This window comes from Paenibacillus sp. FW126-R14 (assembly GCF_058789495.1).
This window is the reverse complement of the sequence record NZ_JBYTBS010000041.1, coordinates 1-22078: the sequence shown is the minus strand read 5'-3', so window position 1 is coordinate 22078 and position 22078 is coordinate 1. Positions and strand designations below refer to the sequence as shown.

The following is a 22078-nucleotide window of genomic DNA, read 5'->3' as shown; positions in this document are numbered from 1 at the left end:
GCTAGAGAGCAAAATTTTTTCTAGGGCCAGGGAGGCAGATATCATGATGAAACAGATTTTGTTAATTACAGACGGGTGTTCGAATGTTGGTGTGAGCCCTGTAATCGCGGCCGCACAAGCGCATACAGAAGGCGTCACGGTGAATGTCATCGGTGTGGTCGACCAAGGGGAGCTAGGCATGCTGGGCTCCGAGGAGATTCGGGAGATTGCCGCGGCAGGCGGCGGGATGAGCCGGATTGTCAATTCGGGCCAACTGTCCCAAACCGTTCAAATGATGACGCGTAAAACCGTAACGACAACGATCCAGCATGCGGTAGGCAAAGAATTGCAAAGTATTCTGGGGATTAATCAATTAGAGCAGCTTCCGCCGGAGAAGCGGGCTGAGGTGGTTCATGTGATCGACTCGATGAGTGAAACCTCTTCCCTGCGCGTAGCGCTTTTAATAGATGCTAGTGCTAGTATGAAGCCTAAGCTTGCAGCCGTAAGGGAAGCCATTCATGATCTACTGCTAAGTCTCAGAGCCCGCAGCGGCAAAAGTGAATTAGCGGTGTTTCATTTCCCTTCCACCAAAACAAGAGACCAAGAGCTGGAGATGGATCTCGATTGGACGAATCAACTTGCAAATTTAGATAAGATGTTCTATAAAATAAACATGAAGGGTACGACTCCGACAGGTCCGGCGCTCCTGCAAACGCTGCAGTTCGTAACGGAGAAACCTGTCATACCAACGACCGGGGATGGGATGCTGAGTGACTACGTGGTATGAGGAAGCCTTCCGTCCAGGGGCAGAGATCCAAGGCAAATGGAACGGCCACAGCTATGTGGTCGAACGTTTATTAGGTGCTGGCTCTAACGGTGTTGTGGTTCTCGTACGAAGAGGAACGGTCCGGTTTGCATTGAAAGCGGGACATGAAACGGTTGACCATCAATCGGAGATCAACTCGCTTCTCGCCATATCGCTCACAGAAACATCTTTTAAGCATTTTTTAGTCGATGCGGATGATATGCAGGTTCGCGGGAAAGATGTTTCTTTCTATGTCATGCGGTATATTGAAGGAATGAAGATTTCTCAATTTATACATAAGCGGGGGCAGGATTGGATCTATGTCATTGGCTCTAATCTGCTTCGCAAGCTGACCGAGATTCATCAGAGCGGTTATGTGTTCGGGGATTTGAAGATTGAGAATATGATCGTATCCAACTATGGCGATGTGGACCTCATTGATTTTGGAGGGGTAACACCGAAAGGCAGAGCGATTAAACAATTAACGGAAGTGTACGATCGCGGTTTTTGGAACATGGGGGAGCGGGTCGCCGAAGAGAGCTATGATTTATTTTCATTTGCCATTTTACTTTTAAAATCGCTCGATCAGCGCCAACGCTTCTCTGCTATTAACAAAATGCTGCCGCAGAACAGGGACTTGGAGCAGCTTACGGCAATTATCCGTGAGAATCCGGCCGCTGCGCACATTGCGCCTTTTCTGCACAAAGCTCTGAAAAGTGAATTTGGCACCTCGCAAGAAGCGTATCACTATTGGAGAAAGCTAATCTCGGGTAAAAAGCTCGCACAGCCCGCACTCAAAATGCCATGGCTGAAAATTTGCTTTGCCGCTTCCATTTTTATTTTTGGGGCCACGATTTATATGTATTGGTTGAATTAGCCGGGGAAAAGCGCGAGGAAGAAAGGAATACAGCATGGAAGTCGATCTTGCCGCCGTGGTGCGGCAGCGGATAACAGAAGAGAGGCTGGCGGATCCGGGAGATGTCGTCGTCGTTGCGGTTTCAGGAGGGCCTGATTCCGTGGCGCTGCTTCATGTCCTTTTTACGCTGGCGGACAGTTTCAAATGGCAGCTGGTCGTTGCCCACGTGAATCATCAATTCCGGGGAGCGGAGTCGGATGCAGAGGCCGATTTCGTTATGGAGCTGGCTAAGCGATGGGGAATCCCTTATGAAATCGGGGTTATCGACGTTCCTGCTTATATAGAGGAAACAGCGCTCAACGGTCAAGCCGCCGCGCGTGAGAAACGGTACGAATTCCTGCATCAAGTGGCTGCCGACTATGGGGCTCAGCGGATTGCTTTCGCTCATCATGCGGATGATCAGGCGGAAACGGTCTTGATGAGAATCCTTCGCGGAACAGGCCCGTCCGGGCTTGTCGGGATGCCGGAACGCAGGCGCGAAAAAAAAGTGGAACTGATTCGTCCTTTCCTACGTATATACAAATCAGATATTGTGAATTATTGCTTTCAGCATGAAATTACTTATTGCAACGACAGCAGCAATGCGCTGCGGAAGTACTTTCGCAACCAAATTCGGCTTGATGTCATGCCGGTGCTGAAGCAGTATAATGAACAACTTCCGGAATCGCTGAATCGATTGACGGACATGATGCGTGCTGAGGATGATTATTTGGCTGGGGAAACCGAGCGGGTTTTACGCCGGATAGCGACTTTTCAGGGAGCTGTTTGCCGTCTGGAGAGAAGCGATTTCACCGGACTCCACGTTGCTTTACAAAGGCGTTTGATTAAATTAATATTAAACTGTCTTTGTTTGGGAATGGACCGGCTGGAATTTAACCGGATTGAAAGTATCCGCGAGCTGATCTTGCAAGATCAGGTTTCTAATCAAGTCCTGCAGGTAAATGATGCGCTTTATATTGTGAGAGAATATGAAGACATTCAATTTCAGACCTTTGCTCCTACGCCGAAGCCTTATGAATATGAGATCGGATTGGATACGGATGGGCTGAACTTGCCGGAAATAGAAGCTAAGCTGCTCATCTCTCGGATGCACGTCAGTTCGATAGAGGAAGCTGATTTGCTCTCATCGGCAACAGACGTATTTTTGGATCTGGATCAACTTCAACTGCCGCTTTATATGCGAAGCCGCAGGTCTGGAGATCGATTGGAACCTCATGGTTTAAACGGGTCCAAAAAGGTAAAAGATATGTTCATTGATGCCAAAATGCCGCTAAGCCGGCGCGATGTCATCCCGTTACTGGTCGATGCTACCGGACAGATCCTCTGGATTGCCGGCTTTCGCAGGTCTAAGCACGCTCTGGTCGGACCCGATACGGAACGTGTGCTTCATCTGAAGCTCGTGCTAAAGTAACATGCGTAAATTTCGTTCTTCTAGAATGTAAATTTATAAGGATTCATAATATAATCTAGGGGGTTCATCCTTGTACAGCGACATTCAAGAAGTTCTTTACAGTGAAGAACAGATTCAAGGGAAGATTAAAGAATTAGGAGAGCAACTCTCCGTCGATTACGAAGGCAAGAATCCATTGGTTATTTGCGTGCTTAAGGGAGCTTTTATTTTCATGGCTGACCTTGTCAAGCAAATCAGAGTGCCATTGGAACTCGACTTCATGGCCGTTTCAAGCTATGGCCAATCCACGAAGTCATCCGGCGTCGTTAAGATTATTAAAGATCTTGATGTTCCGGTAGAAGGGCGTCACATTCTTATCGTGGAGGACATTATCGATAGCGGTTTAACGCTTAGTTATCTGATAGATGTGCTAGAGCGACGCAATGCGAAGACGATTTCGGTCGTTGCGCTGTTTAATAAACCGGGTCGCAGAACCGTGGAACTCGAACCTGATTACACAGGCTATGTGCTTCCGGACGAGTTCGTTGTCGGATATGGTCTAGATTATGCAGAGAAATACCGTAACCTTCCGTTTATCGGCATATTGAAACCAGAGATCTATACTACTTAATGTCATACTTCCCGGCTTCTTCAATGCGGTTATGTTGTAGTGCTTTACCGGGATATGGTAAAATAATAAAAGTGTGCCGTTCGAGAGGAGGCTTGGGATGAATCGAATTATCCGGAATACCGGTTTTTATTTACTTATATTTTTGGTAACAGTAGGTATCGTCCATTTCATCAGTACCCAAAACGAACAAAAGGAAGTAATAACTTACGATAAATTCCGCCAAGCAGTCGTTAACAAAAATGTGGAATCCGTAACGTTGAAGTTCGATGGTTACACGTATTTGATTAGAGGTAAATACATTAACCCTCCAAGCGGTGCAGATAAGAAGAGCTTTGAAACGCACGCTCCGTATGAGCCTTTGGTCGTTCAATTGATTGAAGCCAATGGCGTTCCGACGGAAACGTATGAGACGATGGAGAGGGATAGCGTATGGATTAGTTTCCTTACCTCTATTATCCCATTCGTCATTATCTTCATTTTGTTTTTCTTCCTGTTGAATCAAGCGCAGGGCGGCGGCGGCAAAGTCATGAACTTCGGCAAAAGCCGTGCCCGCTTATATAATGAGGAGAAGAAGCGTGTCACATTCGAAGACGTGGCAGGCGCGGATGAAGAGAAGCAAGAGTTGGTCGAGGTTGTTGAATTCCTCAAAGATCCACGCAAATTCGCGGCGGTCGGCGCTAGAATCCCCAAAGGGGTTCTGCTCAACGGTCCTCCGGGAACAGGTAAGACATTGCTTGCACGTGCGGTTGCCGGTGAAGCAGGCGTGCCGTTCTTCAGTATCTCCGGTTCCGACTTCGTGGAGATGTTCGTCGGTGTCGGCGCATCCCGTGTACGTGACTTGTTCGAAAATGCGAAGAAAAATTCGCCTTGTATCATTTTCATTGATGAGATCGATGCTGTCGGTCGTCAACGTGGCGCCGGCTTAGGCGGCGGACACGACGAGCGTGAGCAAACCCTCAATCAGTTGCTCGTTGAAATGGACGGGTTTGGCGCCAACGAAGGTATTATTATCGTTGCCGCGACGAACCGCCCTGATATTCTTGACCCTGCCTTGCTGCGTCCAGGCCGTTTCGACCGTCAAATTACGGTTGACCGTCCGGATGTGAAAGGGCGCGAAGCCGTGTTGAAAGTACATGCACGGAACAAGCCTCTGGCCAAAGATGTGAAGCTGGATTCGCTGTCCCGTTATACAACCGGGTTTACTGGAGCGGACCTCGAGAATCTGTTGAACGAGGCAGCTTTGATTGCGGCTCGCCGCAATCGCAAAGATATTTCGATGGCGGAAGTCGAAGAAGCTTTTGACCGTGTTATTGTAGGTACGCAGAAGAAAAATCGGATCGTCACCGATCGCGAGAAGCGGATTGTCGCCTACCATGAAGCCGGTCACGCTATTATTGGCTACTATGCCGAGAATGCCGACATGGTGCATAAAGTGACGATTGTTCCGCGCGGACGCGCTGGCGGTTATGTGATGATGCTCCCTAAAGAAAGCACGGATCCTCTAGTGCAAACGAAGAAGGAACTGCTTGATAAGGTAACGGGACTTCTCGGCGGCCGGGTCTCGGAAGAGATCTACATCGGTGAAATCGGTACCGGAGCTTATGATGATTTCCGCAAATCAACGGCCATCGTTCGCCGTATGATTATGGAGTTCGGCATGAGCGACAAGCTAGGTCCTATGCAGTTCGGCAGCTCTCAGGGTCAAGTGTTCCTGGGTCGCGATATCGGACATGAGCAGAACTACAGTGATGCTATTGCGTATGAGATCGATCAGGAAATGCAAAATATCATTCGCGCATGCTATGAGCGGGCGCGCGAGATTTTGACCGAGCATGCGGATAAAGTTCATTTGATCGCGAAGACGTTGCTCGAGAAAGAAACACTCGATAAAGACCAAATCGTATCATTGCTCGAAAATGGCAAGTTGGATGGAGCAGCAGACGACGAAGACGTTAAAGTGAACATTCAGCCGCAAAGCCAAGCAAACGAAAGCAACAAGTTAGAGTTCGACAAAGATAAAGAGAAAGACAAGGAACCCAATTCGGATCAATCCGAAGAGTAACAAGGGATGGTAACACGCAAATCCGGTGTACACGTCAGGTGTACCCGGATTTTTGTGGTTATTTCGGCTTTTTTACGCATTGACAGGGGATGCTGGAATGTGTAAATTAGTTGTAAATCTCTAAATTTTTGAGGGTTTGATCATACTATTTTAGATGTTATGAAACAATTATGAAATACATTTTACATCCCAAACCGGGGAGGAAGCATCCATGGAAGCTTTAGCATTAGAGCGCAAAGCGGAGCAGAACCGTATATTGAAAGAACGGCTGCTGCAACTGAAGAAAGAACGGAATGCCATTATTCTGGCTCATTATTATCAGCGTGACGAGGTTCAAGAGGTTGCCGATTTCCGGGGGGATTCCTTCTTGCTAGCGCAAAAGGCGGCACAAACAGATGCAGATGTTATCGTTTTCTGCGGCGTTCATTTCATGGGAGAAAGCGCTAAAATATTAGCCCCGAACAAAACGGTAATTATTCCCGATGAACGGGCAGGCTGCCCAATGGCGGATATGGTGAATGTCGAAGGTCTTCGTGCTTTGAAGCGCCAACATCCTAAAGCTAAAGTCGTTGCTTACATTAATACGTCCGCCGATGTGAAATCAGAAACAGATATTTGCTGTACATCCGCAAATGCCATAAACGTCATCAATTCCGTCGATTCAGATGAGATCATCTGGGTACCGGATAAAAATTTGGGTGACTATGTATCAAAATTCACAAGCAAAAAAGTGATCATCTGGGAAGGTTACTGCAACACGCATGATATGCTGACTGTCAAAGATGTCGAAGAAATGAAAGCGCAGTATCCGAATGCGCAATTCGTGGTCCATCCGGAGTGCCGGCCGGAAGTTGTGAAGCTTGGCGATTTCGTAGGAAGTACGACAGCGATTATTAAATATTGCAAAGAGTCAGACTGCAAGGAATTTATTGTTGGAACGGAAGATGGGACAGGTTACCAATTGCGCCTGGACAGCCCGGACAAACAATTCCACTTCGCAACGAAATATTTGGTCTGCCCGAATATGAAAGTGAACAATTTAAAGAAAATTGTGAAATGTCTGGAGACGATGCAGCCGGAGATTTATGTGCCGGAAGATGTAGCCGATAAAGCAAGATTGTCCTTAGAGCGCATGTTACAAGTAAAGTAGCATGCGCTACTCTCTTGTTTAATTGAAAGAACGCATCAATTTGTATAATTAACGGAGAAGAACGGGTGAGCGGCATGATTCCTAGATACCTCGTAGATGTAGATTTAAATTCCATTCCTCATGTACATACAGATGTGATTGTGATTGGCGCAGGTATTGCGGGATTATTTACGGCACTGCGCGCTAGTGAAAATAAGAAAGTTCTGATGATTACGAAGAAATCGCTCCTCGACAGCAACACCCGTTATGCACAAGGCGGGATTGCTGCTGTTATTTCCGATGAGGATTCACCTGAATATCATATGCAGGATACTTTGATCGCCGGCGCCGGCCTCTGCTCGCCTGAGGCTGTTGACGTTCTTGTTCATGAAGGGCCTAACGGCGTTCAGGACCTGATTCACATGGGAACTCAGTTCGACCTGGAGAACGGAGAGTTCGCTTTGACCAAAGAAGGGGCTCACAGCCAGCGCCGCATTCTGCACGCGCACGGCGACGCTACCGGCGCCGAGATTGTACGGGCTCTTTCGGAACGCACGAAGCAGGATCCGAACATCGAGATTTGGGACGATCACTTCGTGATCGACCTCATCACGCAAGATGGCGAGTGCTACGGCGCACTCGTGCAGAAGCCGGGCGGCCAGCGGGTGTTTGTCCGCGGCAGCGCCACGATCCTCTGCTCCGGGGGCGCGGGGCAGCTTTTCCGCTACACGACGAACCCGGATATCGCGACCGGCGACGGCATCGCGATCGCCTATCGCGCCGGCGCGCAAATTCAAGACGTGGAATTCGTTCAATTCCACCCAACGGCGCTTTGCTACCCGGGCGCTCCGCGTTTTCTTATATCGGAAGCGGTGCGCGGCGAGGGAGCTTATCTGCGCAACATCAAAGGGGAGCGCTTCATGGAGCGCTACCATCCGCAGCTTGAGCTAGCGCCCCGGGATGTTGTGGCGCGCGCCATCGTGGACGAGATGGAGAATAGTAAATCAACGTTTGTATATATCGACATTACGCATGAAACCGAGGAACTCATTAAACACCGCTTTCCTACGATCTATGAGTTCTGCTTGAATTACGGTCTGGATATGAGCACAGACTGGATTCCGGTTGCGCCTGCAGCCCATTACATGATGGGTGGCGTTAAGACTGATTTGCACGGTGAAACGCACGTCCGCAGACTTTTTGCTTGCGGCGAGGTGTCTTCTACAGGGGTACATGGCGCTAACCGTTTGGCTAGCAATTCGCTATCGGAAGCTATCGTTTTCGGTAGAAGGATCATAGAACGTATTCAAGAGCTTCCGCCTCTGGAAGGCGATATCCAGCTCCGCGCAGAGTCGGAAGCGCCAAGAACGGAGATTCCTAATCAGGCCGTTGTCGAAAAGAAGCTGAAATTGCAGAAAGTCATGCTGCGCTACGCCGGACTGAAGCGTTTGGCCAAAGGTCTGCAAAAAGGCCATGACGAACTGTCCAGACATCTGTCCATTTATGATTCCCTAATGACGAAACGCGAAGAATATGAGTTTGCTAATTTACTGAACTGTGCTTTGCTTACAACAGCAGCAGCTTTGGCGCGTGAGGAAAGCCGGGGCGGTCATTACCGTGAAGATTTCCCGGAACGGGACGATCATGCTTGGAAGAAGCATATTGTTTTTAAGCGCGGGGAAGATAGCATTGAGGAGTGGATTTAATATGCTGGATCTAAATATGGAACTAATTCGTAAACATATTCGGCTTTGGTTAGAAGAAGATATTGGCACAGGAGATGTCACGACTCTGACAACGATCCCTTTGGAACATGCTTCCAAAGGGATTATCCACGTCAAAGAAGACGGGATCGTATGCGGTCTGCGAATCGCGCAAGAAGTATTTGCCGTCGTCGATGCGTCCCTTCGTTTTGAAACTAAAGTGGCCGAAGGATCGTCTGTTAATAAAGGGACTATACTAGCTGAAGTGGAAGGAAACACCCGCAGCATTCTGCTTGGGGAACGTTTGAGCCTTAACCTCATGCAAAGATTGTCCGGCATTGCGACCAGAACGCGGGAGTTTGTTGACGCTCTGGAGGGCTTGCCGACCCGACTTGTGGACACACGGAAGACGACGCCGGGTCACCGGCTGCTGGAGAAATATGCCGTTCGCGTGGGTGGAGGCCATAATCACCGTTTCGGTCTTTACGATGCTGTGATGATTAAGGATAACCACATCAAGGGTTCCGGCGGTATTATCCAAGCTGTACAAGCGGCAAGACGTCAAATTCCACATACCATGAAGATTGAGGTGGAAGTTGAGGATTTCGGCCAACTCCATGAAGCTTTGTCCGCCGGTGCAGACATCATCATGTTGGATAATATGCCACCCGTGCAAATGAAGGAAGCAGTTTCCATAATTAAAAGCAAAGCTCCGCATATTGTAGTAGAGGGGTCGGGGTCCGTAACGCTGCAGACCATTAAAGCTATGGCTGAGTCGGGCGTAGATGTGATCTCGGTCGGACGGTTGACCTACTCGGTTGCAGCGCTGGATATTTCACTTGACCTCAATGAGCGGAAGGAGACAGCGCTATGATTCTTGTCATCGACGTTGGGAATACCAACATTGTACTCGGTCTCTACAAAGGGCGTGAGCTTCAACACCATTGGCGGGTGAGCACGAACCGCTCAGCTACCGTTGATGAGTATGGCATGCAGCTATTCAGCCTGTTCCAACACTCAGGGATCACATTCGGCGAAGTTGACGGTGTCATCGTCTCTTCCGTTGTTCCTCCTCTCGTCAGCGTCATGGAAAACCTTTGTCTGCATTATTTAAAAAGAACGCCATTTACCGTAGGTCCCGGCATCAAGACGGGATTGAACGTGCGGGTAGATAATCCCAAAGAGGTTGGAGCGGATCGCATCGTGAATGCTGTTGCGGCGCTTGAGCTTTATGGGGCCCCTTGTATTATTGTTGATTTCGGAACAGCGACAACGTACGACTATATCGACCCTGCCCAGCAGCTTGTGGGGTGCGCCATTGCGCCGGGAATCGGGATATCGACAGAAGCGTTGTATCAAAAGGCCGCGAAACTGCCGCGCATCGAGCTTGTAAAGCCGAAGAGCGTTGTAGGCAGAAACACGGTAGCAGCGATGCAAGCGGGAATTATTTACGGCTATGTAGGTCAGGTTGACGGCATTGTCGAACGGGTAAAACAGGAGTTTAATGTGAATCCTACCGTCATAGCAACGGGGGGGCTTGCCGAATTGATCTCCAGCGAATCCCGGACGATTCAGATTGTGAATCCCCTGCTGACCCTGCAAGGCTTACAAATGATATATGAGAAAAATGCATAAGTTGTTTAAGGAAAGGACGTAACATGGGCGATTATTTAATTCGAGGAACGGCCCTTGAGGGAAGAGTACGCGCTTTTGCGGTACAAACCACCGTTCTCACAGATGAACTTAGCCGAAGACACCAAACGACTCCGACGGCCACAGCGGCCCTGGGAAGAACGGCGGCAGCAGGTCTTCTTCTCGGAGCCATGCTCAAAGGAGAGGAGCATCTTATTATTCAAGTCAAAGGCGACGGTCCGATCGGTCAGATTGTGGTCGATGCCAATGCCAAAGGCGAGGTGCGCGGTTATGTGGATAATCCGCTAGTTGATCCTCCCCTTAAAGCGAATGGCAAGCTTGATGTTGCTGCAGCAGTAGGAACGGAAGGCTTTTTGTACATAACCAAAGATTTAGGTCTCAAAGAGCCGTATAAAGGCAGTACGCCTTTAATTACCGGCGAATTAGCCGAAGATTTCACTTATTATTTCGCGAAGTCCGAGCAAACGCCCTCGGCTGTCGCGCTTGGCGTATTGGTAAACACGGATCACTCCATCCTCGCTTCCGGCGGATTCGTCATTCAATTGCTTCCTGGATTAAGCGACGAAGAGATTGGGGAAATCGAGGAAATGCTTTCGCGTATCCCGTCGTTTACAAGCATGCTGGGCAGTGGGCTGAGCCTGGAGGAAATTCTCCAAACGGTGCTGCCGTCTTTTCAGACACTGGATCAGATGGACGTTATGTTCCGCTGCAAGTGCAGCCGGGAGAGAATTGAATCTACGTTAATTTCCTTAGGGAAAGCGGAACTTCAAGAAATTCTCGACGATGAAGGCTTTGCCGAGGTCGTGTGTCATTTCTGCAATGAAGCGTATCGCTACAATGAAGAAGAGCTGCAGCGGATGATTGATCTGTAGATCAGCAGCACTATGGAAATGAAGAGGGAGTCAGGATGCAGAACGTAAAGCGATTGTGGGGAGTCATCATTGTGATGGCTGTATGTAATCTCGTGCTCGCATCCTTGCTGATCACCCATATCATGAACCAATCAGAACCGAGTCATCCAGCAGATCCTGAGCAGCAAGGCGGGCACACTACCGAGCAGGTCGTTGCCAAAATTGGAAGTCGCGCCATCACGCGGCAAGAGTTGCAAACGGCGCTGGAACGTCATTATGGCGCAGAACTGTTAGGTCAACTGTTGGATCGTGAAGTGATACGTTTGGAAGGAAACGAGACGGGAACATCGATTGGAGACGCGGAGATTGCGCGTGAGTTGAAACGAATGCAACAGGGCTATGAGAGTGAAGAACAATTCTACGCATCCATGCGAAGTCAATTGGGGCTGTCCCAACAAGAAATCAAAGACGATGTTACGAATAAGCTGCTCTTGGAGAAACTCGCTACCAGCCATATACAAATAACGGATGCTCAGGTGGAATCCTATATCCAAGCGCATCCCGATGAATTTAAGCAAGAATCCGAGTACAACATCCAGCAGATCATTGTCTCTACCAAGGATCAGGCGAACAAAGTCATAGCGGCGCTGGCGAAAGGGGAAAGCTTTGAAATTCTGGCCAGGGATCGTTCTCTCGATGACGCAACCAATAATTCCGGAGGCGATTTGGGCTGGATTGAGGGAGATGACCCCTTTGTATCCGCTCCCGTGCTGGAAGCGGCGAAATTGCTGAAGGCTGGAGAAGTGAGTAAACCTGTTCCGCTGGCACAAGGATTTGCTATTGTGAAGCTGAAAAATAAGCGGGAGAAAGCGAATCCGGATCGTGCGTTTATTCGGGAAAATGTACGCAGAGAGCTGGCGCTGCAGGAAGCGCCGCCGCTCAAAGATTATATTTCGCAGCTTCGCACGAAATGGAAAGTAACGATCATAGATCCGCAGTTTAAGTAGCCTACTGTGGAAAATATGGTTGACAACCATAGTATGCATTGATAAGATTAATGCATAATACCGACTAACTAACTCGGAAATCATTTATTACTCAATCTGGAGGGGAACTAGAAATGGCAAGATTAGTACAAAGTATTACGGATTTAATTGGAGATACACCGCTTGTTCGCTTGAATCGTGTGGTTCCAGAAGGAAGCGCAGAGGTTTATGTTAAATTGGAATATCAGAACCCTGGTGCCAGTGTAAAAGACCGTATTGCCATCTCCATGATCGAGGTCGCCGAACAAGAAGGCAAACTCAAGCCTGGCGATACGATTGTTGAGCCAACTAGCGGTAACACAGGAATCGGAATCGCATTAGTGGCAGCTGCTAAAGGCTACAAAGCGATTCTGGTTATGCCGGAAACGATGTCTCTAGAAAGACGCAACCTGCTTCGTGCTTACGGTGCACAGCTTGTACTTACACCGGGAGCCGAAGGGATGAAAGGTGCGATCAAACGTGCGGAAGAACTGAAGGCGGAGAATCCATCCTATTTCATTCCGCAACAATTCGAGAACCAAGCAAACGTGAAAATTCACCGCGAAACAACAGGTCCGGAAATCGTGGAAGCGATCAAAGGACATGACGGCAAACTAGATGCTTTCATCGCAGGTATCGGTACGGGCGGAACGATTTCAGGCGCTGGCGGCGTGCTGAAAGAAAATTTCCCGGACATCAAAATTTATGCTGTCGAGCCTGCGGCTTCACCGGTTCTTTCCGGCGGTAAGCCAGGTCCTCACAAAATCCAAGGGATCGGCGCCGGCTTCGTTCCTGGTATTTTGAACACGAAGATCTACGATGAAATCATTGCCGTGGAGAACGACGATGCTTTCGAAACTTCCCGCCGCGTAGCCAAAGAAGAAGGTATTCTTGGCGGTATTTCCTCCGGTGCAGCGATTTTTGCAGCTTTGAAAGTGGCAAAAGAGCTTGGCGCAGGCAAACGTGTCGTTGCTGTCGTTCCAAGTAACGGTGAGCGTTACCTGTCTACACCGCTTTACCAATTCGAAGAGCAATAAGTTCGACATCCAACCAAGCAAGCCTCAGCTCCTGCAGCTGGGGCTTTTTTTCTGTCATGGGTTGGAGTATACTAATGGACAACTAATCCCCGGATATTACTGGAAGGAGGGGCAAACATGATTTTAACAACCTTAGAGCAGTGGCGCAGTTGGTCCTCCGCATTTACCATGCTGCCTTACGTCATAAAGCTTGAACTGAAGGAAGACCGTGTAGCCTCTTGGGAATCAGCATGGAAGGAAGCATCGCCGGATTCCTTTGTGCTGGAGAGCGGTAAGGGAGGGCGATACACGTTCCTCGGTTTGCAGCCATTTTCAACTGTACACGGAAAAGGGCTGGAGGCTGAAATCGCCATGGCCGGCAAAGCAGCCCACGTGAAGGGGGAGCCCCTCGCAGTCGTGAAACAATGGATGTCCGCCCACCGAAGTCCCAAAGTGGAGGGTGCGCCTAAATTCTTAGGCGGGTGTGTCGGATTTTGGAGCTATGATGTGATTCGCACCATCGAAAAGCTTCCGGCTCAAGCGGCAGACGACCTGCCAATCCCCGATTACAGCTTCGCTATGTATGATCAGGTGTGGGCTGTGGATCATCTGGAGAAGAGCCTGTACCTCATGGTCCATATGCCCCGGCAGCAGGACCTGGCTGCAGATGATGCCTACCTGCAGCGGCTGTACGCCGAGGCGCAAGCCCAGGCGGATGCCATGCTCGGCCGCTGGCAGGCTCTCCGCTCAAGCGGGACCGGCGCTTCACAGCACAGCGGCCCGGATGGAGCATCGATCGCGCGCGAGAAGCTGCACATCGATGTAGAGAGCATTGCAGGCATCCAGCCTGCGTTCGGCAAAGCCGAGTACATGGCGGCGGTGCAGCGCATCCAAGCCTATATCTCCCAAGGTGACGTGTTCCAAGTCAACTTGTCGGTCAGACAGAGCCGGCGGCTGAATACGACGCCGGAAGAGATCTACGAGGCGCTGCGCATCGTCAATCCCTCGCCCTACATGGGCTTGCTGCGCTTCGCAGGCTTCGCCCTCGTCTCCGGCTCGCCGGAGCTGCTCGTGCAGCTGGAGGACGGCGTCCTGCGGACGCGTCCGATTGCCGGCACGCGCCCGCGCGGCAAGGACGAGCAGGATGACCTGCGCCTGGCCGGCGAGCTCATCGACAACGAGAAAGAGCGCGCCGAGCACGTTATGCTGGTCGACCTCGAGCGCAACGACCTGGGCCGCATCTCCAAGTACGGCTCCGTCCGCGTCAAAGACTTCATGGTGATTGAGTACTATTCCCATGTCATGCATATTGTCTCCGAAGTGGTCGGCGAGCTGGCCCCAGGAAAGGATGCGTACGATGTTATTGCCGCCACATTTCCTGGAGGAACGATCACAGGCGCGCCGAAGATTCGGACCATGGAAATTATCGAAGAATTAGAACCTGTCCGCCGAGGCCCGTATACCGGTTCTATGGGGTGGATTGACTATAACGGGAATATGGAATTTAATATTATTATACGCACGCTGGTGGCGGCCGAAGGCATGGGACATATTCAAGCGGGAGCGGGGATCGTCATCGATTCCATTCCGGAGCGGGAGTATATCGAATCCTTGAATAAAGCCAAAGCGATGTGGAAAGCAATTGAATATAGCGAGCGGAGCATGAGCCGAGCTTAAGCCTGAGCAGGGCTGACGAAAGGGGAGCTTAGAATGATTTTAGTGATTGATAATTATGATTCGTTTACGTACAACCTCGTCCAATACTTGGGGGAGATTGGGGAAGAAGTCATCGTTCGTCGCAATGACGAAATTGATTTAGCGGGTGTGGAGGCCTTGGCGCCGGACCACATCTTAATATCTCCGGGGCCTTGCACGCCGAATGAAGCTGGCATTAGCCTATCACTGATTGACCATTTCAAGGGTAAAATCCCCATGTTCGGCGTCTGTCTCGGCCATCAATCCATTGGACAAGCTTTCGGCGGCGACGTTATTCGCGCTGAGCGCTTAATGCACGGCAAAACCTCAGAAATATTCCATGACGGCCAAACGCTATTCGAAGGGCTGCCATCTCCTTTTACAGCAACACGTTATCATTCTTTGATCGTCAAAGCGGAGACGCTGCCGGATTGCTTGGAAGTCAGTGCCCGTACCGCTGAAGGCGAAATCATGGCGCTGCGCCATAAAGAGTATCCAATAGAAGGCGTTCAATTTCACCCGGAATCCATTATCACTGAGCATGGCCACCAAATGCTGCGCAACTTCCTGCGACGCACGGCTAAAACAGGAGCTTGATTTATGATTATTAGCATCAATGGCAAACTTATGGATGAACAGCAAGCCGTGGTCTCGGTTTACGATCACGGTTTTCTTTACGGACTAGGTCTCTTTGAGACCTTTCGTACCTATAATAAAGTTCCGTTTCTTCTGCCAGAGCATTTGAATCGCCTAGCGGAAGGCTGCAAGGAACTGGGTATTGTTTATGAGCCTGATCTTGATCGCATACAGAAGCTTATCAATGAGCTGCTTGCCGCGAACGAGCTTCAGGATGCCTATATTCGTTTCTCCGTATCCGCCGGTGTAGAAGCGCTGGGACTTCCTTCTGGCGATTATGGACAGCCAACGGAAATTATGTATATCAAACCTCTACCGCCTAAGGATACGAAGACCTACGAAGAGGGCAAATCGTTGCAGCTGCTGAAGCTGCCGCGCAATACGCCGGAGGGTTTGTACCGATTCAAGTCTTTTCACTATATGAACAATATTTTGGCTAAAAGGGAGCTTGGCCAGTATCCATGGGCCACAGGCGCAGAAGGTCTGATGATGAGCGAGGAGGGTTATGTGGCTGAAGGCATTGTCAGCAATATCTTTTTCATCAAGGACGGCACTTGCTACACGCCATCGCTGGATACAGGCATTTTAGCGGGAATTACCCGAGCCCATGTGCTGCGGATTGCCCAGAAGGGGCATATTCCCACCCAAGACGGATTGTATCGCTGGGAGGATCTGGCGGAAGCCGATGAAGTCTTTCTAGTCAATTCCATTCAGGAAATTGTACCGGTTACTACGCTTTACACACCAAGCGGGCAAGCAGTTACTGTCGGCACAGGTGACGTAGGCCCGATAACTCGCAAGCTGAGCGAATGGTATAACGAATATTGATAAATTGAAAAACAATAGGAAGTGAACAGCAGATGAAAGTGTTAGCCTGCAAAGGACACGAGCTGCCCATCGGTGATCGAACGATCATCATGGGCATATTGAACGTAACGCCCGATTCCTTCTCGGACGGCGGTTCTTATATCAAGATCGATGATGCGGTGCGCAGAGCGCGCCAGATGGTCGCGGATGGCGCAGATATCATTGATATTGGAGGCGAGTCCACGCGTCCGGGGGCTGCTGAGGTGAGCGAAGAGGAAGAGCTTCACCGCGTCATTCCCGTTATTGAAGCGCTAAGCCGTGAAATTAACGTTCCTATATCTATAGATACATACAAAGCTGAAGTCGCTAAGCAAGCTTTGGCGGCGGGCGCACACATCATCAACGACGTATGGGGGGGACAGGCTGATGCTCGGATGGCCGGAGTGGCGGCGAGCTATGATTGTCCGTTCATTATTACCCATAACCGCTTGAATACGGAATATAACGATTTTCTTCCTGAGGTGCTGAGCGATCTTCAGCAGTATGTGAAACAAGCTCGAGAAGCGGGCGTTCGCGACGAGCGGATTATTTTGGACCCCGGCATCGGCTTCGCCAAGTCCTACGAACAAAACTTACAGCTCATGAACCAGCTGCGTCCGGTCGTGGATCTCGGCTACCCGGTACTTCTCGGCACATCTCGCAAAAGCGTCATCGGAATGACGCTGAATCTGCCGCCGGCAGAACGGCTGGAAGGTTCAATCTCAACAGTCGTGCTGGGGATTGCGCAGGGTTGCGGTATCGTTCGCGTACATGACGTACTAGCGACGAAGCGGGCTGCCGTTATGACGGATGCTATACTTCGCTCTTAAATGAAGGAGGTCACAACAAATGGACAAAATCACACTGTCCCGTATGCAGTTTTTTGGCAATCATGGCGTTTTCCCGGAGGAGAATAAGCTCGGTCAGCGCTTTTATGTGGATGTGGAGCTCATGCTTCCGCTTCACAAGCAGGGTCTGTCGGATCAGCTCGATGATACCGTGAATTATGGGGAAGTTTTTTTCAAAGTGAAAGAAATTGTCGAAGGGCGCACCTTCAAATTAATTGAAGCTTTAGCGGAAAACATTGCATCCGAGCTGCTGCATACTTATACTAGTATCAATGAAGTGACGGTTCGCGTCATTAAGCCGCATCCGCCCTTTGCCGTTATTTTTGACGGCGTTACAGTAGAGATTAACCGAAAGCGGGCAACGTCATGACAGCCGAAGAACGAGCACGAAGCATTGCGGCTTATGTCGCATTAGGGTCTAATATAGAGGATCGTGAACAATTTTTGCAGGATGCGATCACAGAGCTGAATGGGGAAACGGGTATTGTCGTGACTGGTTTATCCAGTATTTACGAAACCCAACCGGTCGGCTATGTGGACCAGTCTGCTTTTCTTAATATGGTCGTTCAGATTCAAACGGTTGTACCTGCGGAAGATCTGCTATTCACATTGCTGGCCATCGAGAATCGACTGGGAAGAAAGCGCGATGTGCGCTGGGGTCCGAGAACGATCGACTTGGATTTACTTCTGTACGGCGACGAACGGCTTACGACTCCCGACTTGATCATTCCGCATCCGCGGATGCATGAGCGGGCTTTTGTATTAGTCCCTCTGTCAGAGGTTCTCTACGAGCGGCAAGATGCTGCATTTGAATTCATCTCCGCACAGTTGGAGAAACTGGAAGGAAAGGAAGGCGTCGTGTTATGGAAAAAAGCACAGTAGCACAGCGCATACGCGCTTTTCGTAAGTTAAAAGGGTACACCCAGAATGAGTTGGCCGATTTGCTCGGCGTTTCGATCGCCATTTTGGGCGCAATTGAAAGAGGAACACGTAAGCCGGATACGAAAATTATTCAAAAAATCTCGCAAGTCCTCGATATAGAGCCGGACGAGTTAGTTGCCGTGGTTGCGAGATGAGAGAGGTGGAATCTTCGGTGCTGAAAATAGGTAATGTCGAAGCTCCCAATAAAGTTGTGCTCGCCCCGATGGCGGGCGTTTGTAATCCTGCATTTCGTCTGATTGCCAAAGAGTTTGGCACAGGCTTGGTCTGTGCGGAGATGGTTAGTGACAAAGCGATCGTTCACGGGAACGCCCGTTCGATGGAGATGCTGTATGTGGACGACCGCGAAAAGCCGCTGAGCTTGCAAATCTTCGGCGGAGACACGGAAACGCTCGTGCAAGCGGCCAAAATCGTGGATCAGCATACCAATGCAGATATTATTGATATTAATATGGGTTGTCCCGTGCCCAAAATCACCAAATGCGACGCTGGCGCGCGCTGGCTGCTGCAGCCCGACAAAATCGAGCAAATGATTGAGACGGTCGTTAAAGCTGTCAGCAAGCCCGTTACCGTAAAAATGCGAATTGGCTGGGATTCCGAGCACATTTATGCTGTCGAAAATGCGAAAGCTGTCGAACGAGGCGGCGGAAGCGCAGTTAGTGTCCATGGACGAACGCGTGAGCAGCTTTACACGGGTAAGGCGGATTGGAACATCATCCGGGAAGTGAAGCAGGCTCTGTCGATTCCCGTAATTGGCAATGGAGATGTAGTAACACCCGAGGATGCCAAACGCATGCTGGACCAAACAGGTGTCGATGGCGTAATGATCGGTCGCGGGGCACTAGGCAACCCATGGATGCTCTACCGTACCGTCCAATACCTATCGGGTGGCGAATTGCCGCCGGAACCGACGCCGGAAGAGAAAATCCGCATTGCGATCTTGCACATGGACCGGCTCATCGCGCTCAAAGGCGAGCATGTTGCCGTGAAAGAAATGCGCAAACATATGGCTTGGTACCTCAAAGGTTTAACTGGAGCGGCTCGCGTGAAGGATGCCATTATGGAGATGTTGAAGCGTGACGAAATGGTTCGGACATTGAATGAATACGTTGAGCATCTTGCTGCGCAATCGTCTTCATCCAGCGAAGAAGAATCTCCCGTACTGCAATAAATCATGCAACTATGGTTGAGATTGACATTTTGAAACGGTTGCAATATAATCAGTCAATATTAATGTGTTCCTGCATATATTGAAAGACAAACGAGCAAGTTCCTTATTTTTATAACTGTGAATTCATACTACTTGAATCAGCTCTATAAAGACCTAACTCCTAGCAGGAAGCATCGATTCAACGATATGAAAATCTTTCACATGACGGGAGATCAGTTGGTAATGGCTGAAAAAGAGGTCATTCTTACACCAGAAGGTTTGAGAAGGCTCGAGGATGAGCTTGAGCATCTGAAATCAGTGAAGCGCCGCGAAGTAGCGGAGAGAATCAAGGTCGCCATCGGTTATGGCGATATCAGTGAGAATTCCGAGTACGAAGATGCGAAGAACGAGCAAGCCTTTATTGAAGGCAGAATCATCACTTTAGAAAAAATGCTGCGCAATGCGCGGATTATTAATAACGACGATGTCGATATCAATACCGTAAGTGTTGGATCCATTGTCACACTAAAGGACTTGGAATTCGGCGATTTGGTGGAGTACAACATCGTAGGTACTGCGGAGTCCGATCCGCTGCAGAATAAGATTTCCAATGAAAGCCCGGTGGGCAAAGCAATTCTTGGCAAGCAAAAGGGCGCAACCGTTGACGTTAACGTTCCTGCTGGCGTCATTCAGTATCAAATTGTTGATATTAAAAAGTAGCGTGCAGCCGCAGCCCCGTTGCAATTTACCTTTGCGCAGCATTGGCAAATTGTCCTGGAAAGCTTCCTTACGGAAGCTTTTTTCCGGTTTAAGCACCCTTTACTAAAATATGTAGGAGATGAAAACATGAGCCAGGAAGTGGAATTGAACGAATTGCTCGTCATTCGCCGTAACAAATTGGACGAGCTTCGCGGTCTGGGCGTAGACCCCTTTGGCAGCAAATATGTAAGAACGCATACGGCCCAAGAGATTTTGGCGGCTTGCCAAGATAAAACCAAAGAAGAGCTGGATGAAGAGCACCGCGAAGTAAGTATTGCCGGGCGCATTATGCAGAAAAGAGGTATGGGTAAAGCGAGTTTCGCCCATATTCAGGACATTACCGGGAAAATTCAGATCTACGTGCGGGAAGATGCGCTGGATGCCAACAAGTACAAAGCATTCGATCTCTTGGATCTTGGCGACATGGTTGGCGTTCAAGGGGTTGTGTTCAAAACAAAAACGGGAGAAACTTCGATTAAAGTCCAATCTCTCGAGATATTGACTAAGTCCCTGTTGCCGCTTCCGGACAAATTTCATGGTCTTAGCGATGTAGAATTGCGCTATCGCCAGCGTTATGTTGATTTGATCATGAATCAAGACGTTCAGAAGACATTTATTTTGCGTTCGCGTATTATTCAGTCCATGCGACGTTACCTGGATTCCCTGGGCTATTTAGAGGTGGAAACGCCAACTCTTCATTCCGTTGCAGGCGGAGCTTCGGCGCGTCCGTTTAATACACATCACAATGCTTTGGATATGCCGCTTCATATGCGTATTGCGATTGAGCTTCACTTGAAACGCCTTATTGTCGGCGGTCTGGAGAAAGTTTACGAAATCGGTCGTGTATACCGGAACGAAGGCATTTCTACGCGCCATAATCCGGAGTTTACGATGATTGAGCTGTATGAGGCGTATGCTGACTACAAAGACATCATGAAACTGACTGAGGAGCTTATTGCGCATATCGCTCAAGAGGTGCTTGGCACGACTTCGATTCCTTACGGCGATCATGTCGTTGATTTGGCTGTAGGTTGGAGACGTATCTCCATGGTAGATGCGGTTAAAGAAGTTAAAGGCGTAGACTTTGGTGTTCAAATGACGAACGAGGAAGCGCATCGTTTGGCCAAAGAGCACAATGTGCCTGTCGAGCCGCATATGACCTTTGGGCATATTTTGAACCAATTCTTTGAGACGTTTGTAGAGGAGACGCTGATACAGCCGACCTTTATCTACGGACACCCATTAGAAATTTCACCGCTTGCCAAAAAGAACCCGGAGGATCCGCGTTTCACAGACCGCTTCGAGCTTTTCATCGTTGCGCGTGAGCATGCGAATGCATTCACCGAGCTTAACGATCCTATCGATCAAAGAGAGCGTTTTGAAGCTCAACTGCGTGAGAAAGAGCAAGGCAATGATGAGGCTCATGAGATGGATGAAGACTTCATCCGTGCATTGGAATACGGCATGCCGCCGACAGGTGGATTAGGAATAGGCGTTGACCGTCTGGTTATGCTATTGACGAATGCGGCATCTATTCGCGACGTGCTGCTGTTCCCGCTTATGCGTGAACGCCAAGGAGAATAATGGGTATATTTCGGGGCATCGGAAGGTGCCTCGAAATTTTTTGTCGAAAGTACTTGCATAGTCTGGGTTGTCTGTGGTATCTTATAAAAGTTGCCGCTGAGATGCATCAACAAATGCTTAATAAAACAACTTAAAAAATAAGTTGCAAACAAAAACTCAGTATGGTATATTAGTCTTCCGGCTTTCGAAATAGAGCGGGTTGGACAAGAAAAACTTGATCTTTGAAAACTGAACAACGAGTGAGTAAGCACAGTCGAGTAATCGACTATAAATGAGATTGAAAGATCTCGCTAGCAAGTCAAATGAGCAAGTCAGCTTAAAATATGGGCCCCGGAAAAGTAATCGGAATTCTCTTCGGAGGTTAACGTCACTTTTTTGGGTAACTTTATGGAGAGTTTGATCCTGGCTCAGGACGAACGCTGGCGGCGTGCCTAATACATGCAAGTCGAGCGGATTCATCC

Annotated in this window: 22 protein-coding genes and 1 rRNA gene; all 23 read left to right on the top strand. The window is 49.3% G+C overall.

Annotation, left to right across the window (positions count from 1 at the left end):
- Positions 1-46: 46 nt before the first annotated feature.
- Entirely contained in the window at positions 47-766 is a 720-nt protein-coding gene (locus tag AC3WRW_RS22635) for a vWA domain-containing protein (RefSeq protein ID WP_492548583.1), read from the top strand.
- The gene (locus tag AC3WRW_RS22630; protein ID WP_492548551.1) at positions 750-1661 is read left to right on the top strand and encodes a protein kinase domain-containing protein; all 912 of its coding nucleotides are present in this window, start codon (positions 750-752) and stop codon (positions 1659-1661) included. Before AC3WRW_RS22635 ends, AC3WRW_RS22630 begins: the two co-directional genes overlap by 17 nt.
- 34 nt (positions 1662-1695) lie before the next feature.
- Positions 1696-3111, top strand: coding sequence for a tRNA lysidine(34) synthetase TilS (gene tilS, locus AC3WRW_RS22625; protein WP_492548550.1), 1416 nt, complete (start codon positions 1696-1698; stop codon positions 3109-3111).
- A 70-nt stretch (positions 3112-3181) separates the two neighbouring features.
- Positions 3182-3721 (top strand): hypoxanthine phosphoribosyltransferase, encoded by a 540-nt coding sequence (gene hpt / locus AC3WRW_RS22620; RefSeq protein WP_171685233.1) that lies wholly within the window; start codon positions 3182-3184, stop codon positions 3719-3721.
- 97 nt (positions 3722-3818) lie between these two features.
- Entirely contained in the window at positions 3819-5783 is a 1965-nt protein-coding gene (gene ftsH / locus AC3WRW_RS22615) for an ATP-dependent zinc metalloprotease FtsH (RefSeq protein ID WP_492548549.1), read from the top strand.
- A 211-nt stretch (positions 5784-5994) separates the two neighbouring features.
- Positions 5995-6933 carry a quinolinate synthase NadA gene (gene nadA, locus AC3WRW_RS22610; protein WP_171685231.1) on the top strand — a complete coding sequence of 313 codons (939 nt, stop codon included), beginning with the start codon at positions 5995-5997 and terminating at the stop codon, positions 6931-6933.
- 74 nt (positions 6934-7007) lie between these two features.
- On the top strand, positions 7008-8618 hold the full coding sequence (nadB, locus tag AC3WRW_RS22605) for an L-aspartate oxidase (RefSeq protein WP_492548582.1): 1611 nt from the start codon (positions 7008-7010) through the stop codon (positions 8616-8618).
- 1 nt (position 8619) lies between these two features.
- On the top strand, positions 8620-9489 hold the full coding sequence (gene nadC, locus AC3WRW_RS22600; RefSeq protein ID WP_492548548.1) for a carboxylating nicotinate-nucleotide diphosphorylase: 870 nt from the start codon (positions 8620-8622) through the stop codon (positions 9487-9489).
- Positions 9486-10250, top strand: a complete 765-nt coding sequence (locus tag AC3WRW_RS22595; protein WP_492548547.1) for a type III pantothenate kinase — start codon at positions 9486-9488, stop codon at positions 10248-10250. Before nadC ends, AC3WRW_RS22595 begins: the two co-directional genes overlap by 4 nt.
- Before the next feature lie 23 nt (positions 10251-10273).
- Positions 10274-11140 (top strand): Hsp33 family molecular chaperone HslO, encoded by an 867-nt coding sequence (gene hslO, locus AC3WRW_RS22590; protein ID WP_492548546.1) that lies wholly within the window; start codon positions 10274-10276, stop codon positions 11138-11140.
- Between the two features lie 35 nt (positions 11141-11175).
- Positions 11176-12126 carry a peptidyl-prolyl cis-trans isomerase gene (locus tag AC3WRW_RS22585; protein WP_492548545.1) on the top strand — a complete coding sequence of 317 codons (951 nt, stop codon included), beginning with the start codon at positions 11176-11178 and terminating at the stop codon, positions 12124-12126.
- A 113-nt stretch (positions 12127-12239) separates the two neighbouring features.
- On the top strand, positions 12240-13181 hold the full coding sequence (gene cysK / locus AC3WRW_RS22580; RefSeq protein ID WP_171685226.1) for a cysteine synthase A: 942 nt from the start codon (positions 12240-12242) through the stop codon (positions 13179-13181).
- Between the two features lie 117 nt (positions 13182-13298).
- Positions 13299-14837 carry an anthranilate synthase component I family protein gene (locus AC3WRW_RS22575; RefSeq protein ID WP_492548544.1) on the top strand — a complete coding sequence of 513 codons (1539 nt, stop codon included), beginning with the start codon at positions 13299-13301 and terminating at the stop codon, positions 14835-14837.
- 33 nt (positions 14838-14870) lie between these two features.
- Positions 14871-15452 carry an aminodeoxychorismate/anthranilate synthase component II gene (gene pabA, locus AC3WRW_RS22570; protein WP_171685224.1) on the top strand — a complete coding sequence of 194 codons (582 nt, stop codon included), beginning with the start codon at positions 14871-14873 and terminating at the stop codon, positions 15450-15452.
- 3 nt (positions 15453-15455) lie between these two features.
- On the top strand, positions 15456-16319 hold the full coding sequence (gene pabC, locus AC3WRW_RS22565; protein WP_492548543.1) for an aminodeoxychorismate lyase: 864 nt from the start codon (positions 15456-15458) through the stop codon (positions 16317-16319).
- Positions 16320-16351: 32 nt separating this feature from the next.
- On the top strand, positions 16352-17167 hold the full coding sequence (gene folP, locus AC3WRW_RS22560) for a dihydropteroate synthase (RefSeq protein WP_492548542.1): 816 nt from the start codon (positions 16352-16354) through the stop codon (positions 17165-17167).
- 19 nt (positions 17168-17186) lie between these two features.
- Complete coding sequence (folB, locus tag AC3WRW_RS22555; RefSeq protein ID WP_492548541.1) at positions 17187-17555, top strand: dihydroneopterin aldolase; 369 nt, start codon at positions 17187-17189, stop codon at positions 17553-17555.
- On the top strand, positions 17552-18067 hold the full coding sequence (gene folK, locus AC3WRW_RS22550; RefSeq protein ID WP_492548540.1) for a 2-amino-4-hydroxy-6-hydroxymethyldihydropteridine diphosphokinase: 516 nt from the start codon (positions 17552-17554) through the stop codon (positions 18065-18067). Before folB ends, folK begins: the two co-directional genes overlap by 4 nt.
- On the top strand, positions 18049-18261 hold the full coding sequence (locus AC3WRW_RS22545; protein ID WP_492548539.1) for a helix-turn-helix domain-containing protein: 213 nt from the start codon (positions 18049-18051) through the stop codon (positions 18259-18261). Before folK ends, AC3WRW_RS22545 begins: the two co-directional genes overlap by 19 nt.
- A gap of 17 nt (positions 18262-18278) precedes the next feature.
- Positions 18279-19295, top strand: a complete 1017-nt coding sequence (gene dusB / locus AC3WRW_RS22540; RefSeq protein ID WP_492548538.1) for a tRNA dihydrouridine synthase DusB — start codon at positions 18279-18281, stop codon at positions 19293-19295.
- A gap of 222 nt (positions 19296-19517) precedes the next feature.
- Positions 19518-19994, top strand: coding sequence for a transcription elongation factor GreA (gene greA / locus AC3WRW_RS22535; protein WP_127457170.1), 477 nt, complete (start codon positions 19518-19520; stop codon positions 19992-19994).
- A 126-nt stretch (positions 19995-20120) separates the two neighbouring features.
- Positions 20121-21617: a lysine--tRNA ligase gene (gene lysS / locus AC3WRW_RS22530; RefSeq protein WP_492548537.1), complete on the top strand. Its 1497-nt coding sequence runs from the start codon at positions 20121-20123 to the stop codon at positions 21615-21617.
- A gap of 384 nt (positions 21618-22001) precedes the next feature.
- Positions 22002-22078, top strand: a 16S ribosomal RNA gene (locus AC3WRW_RS22525); the annotation flags it as partial.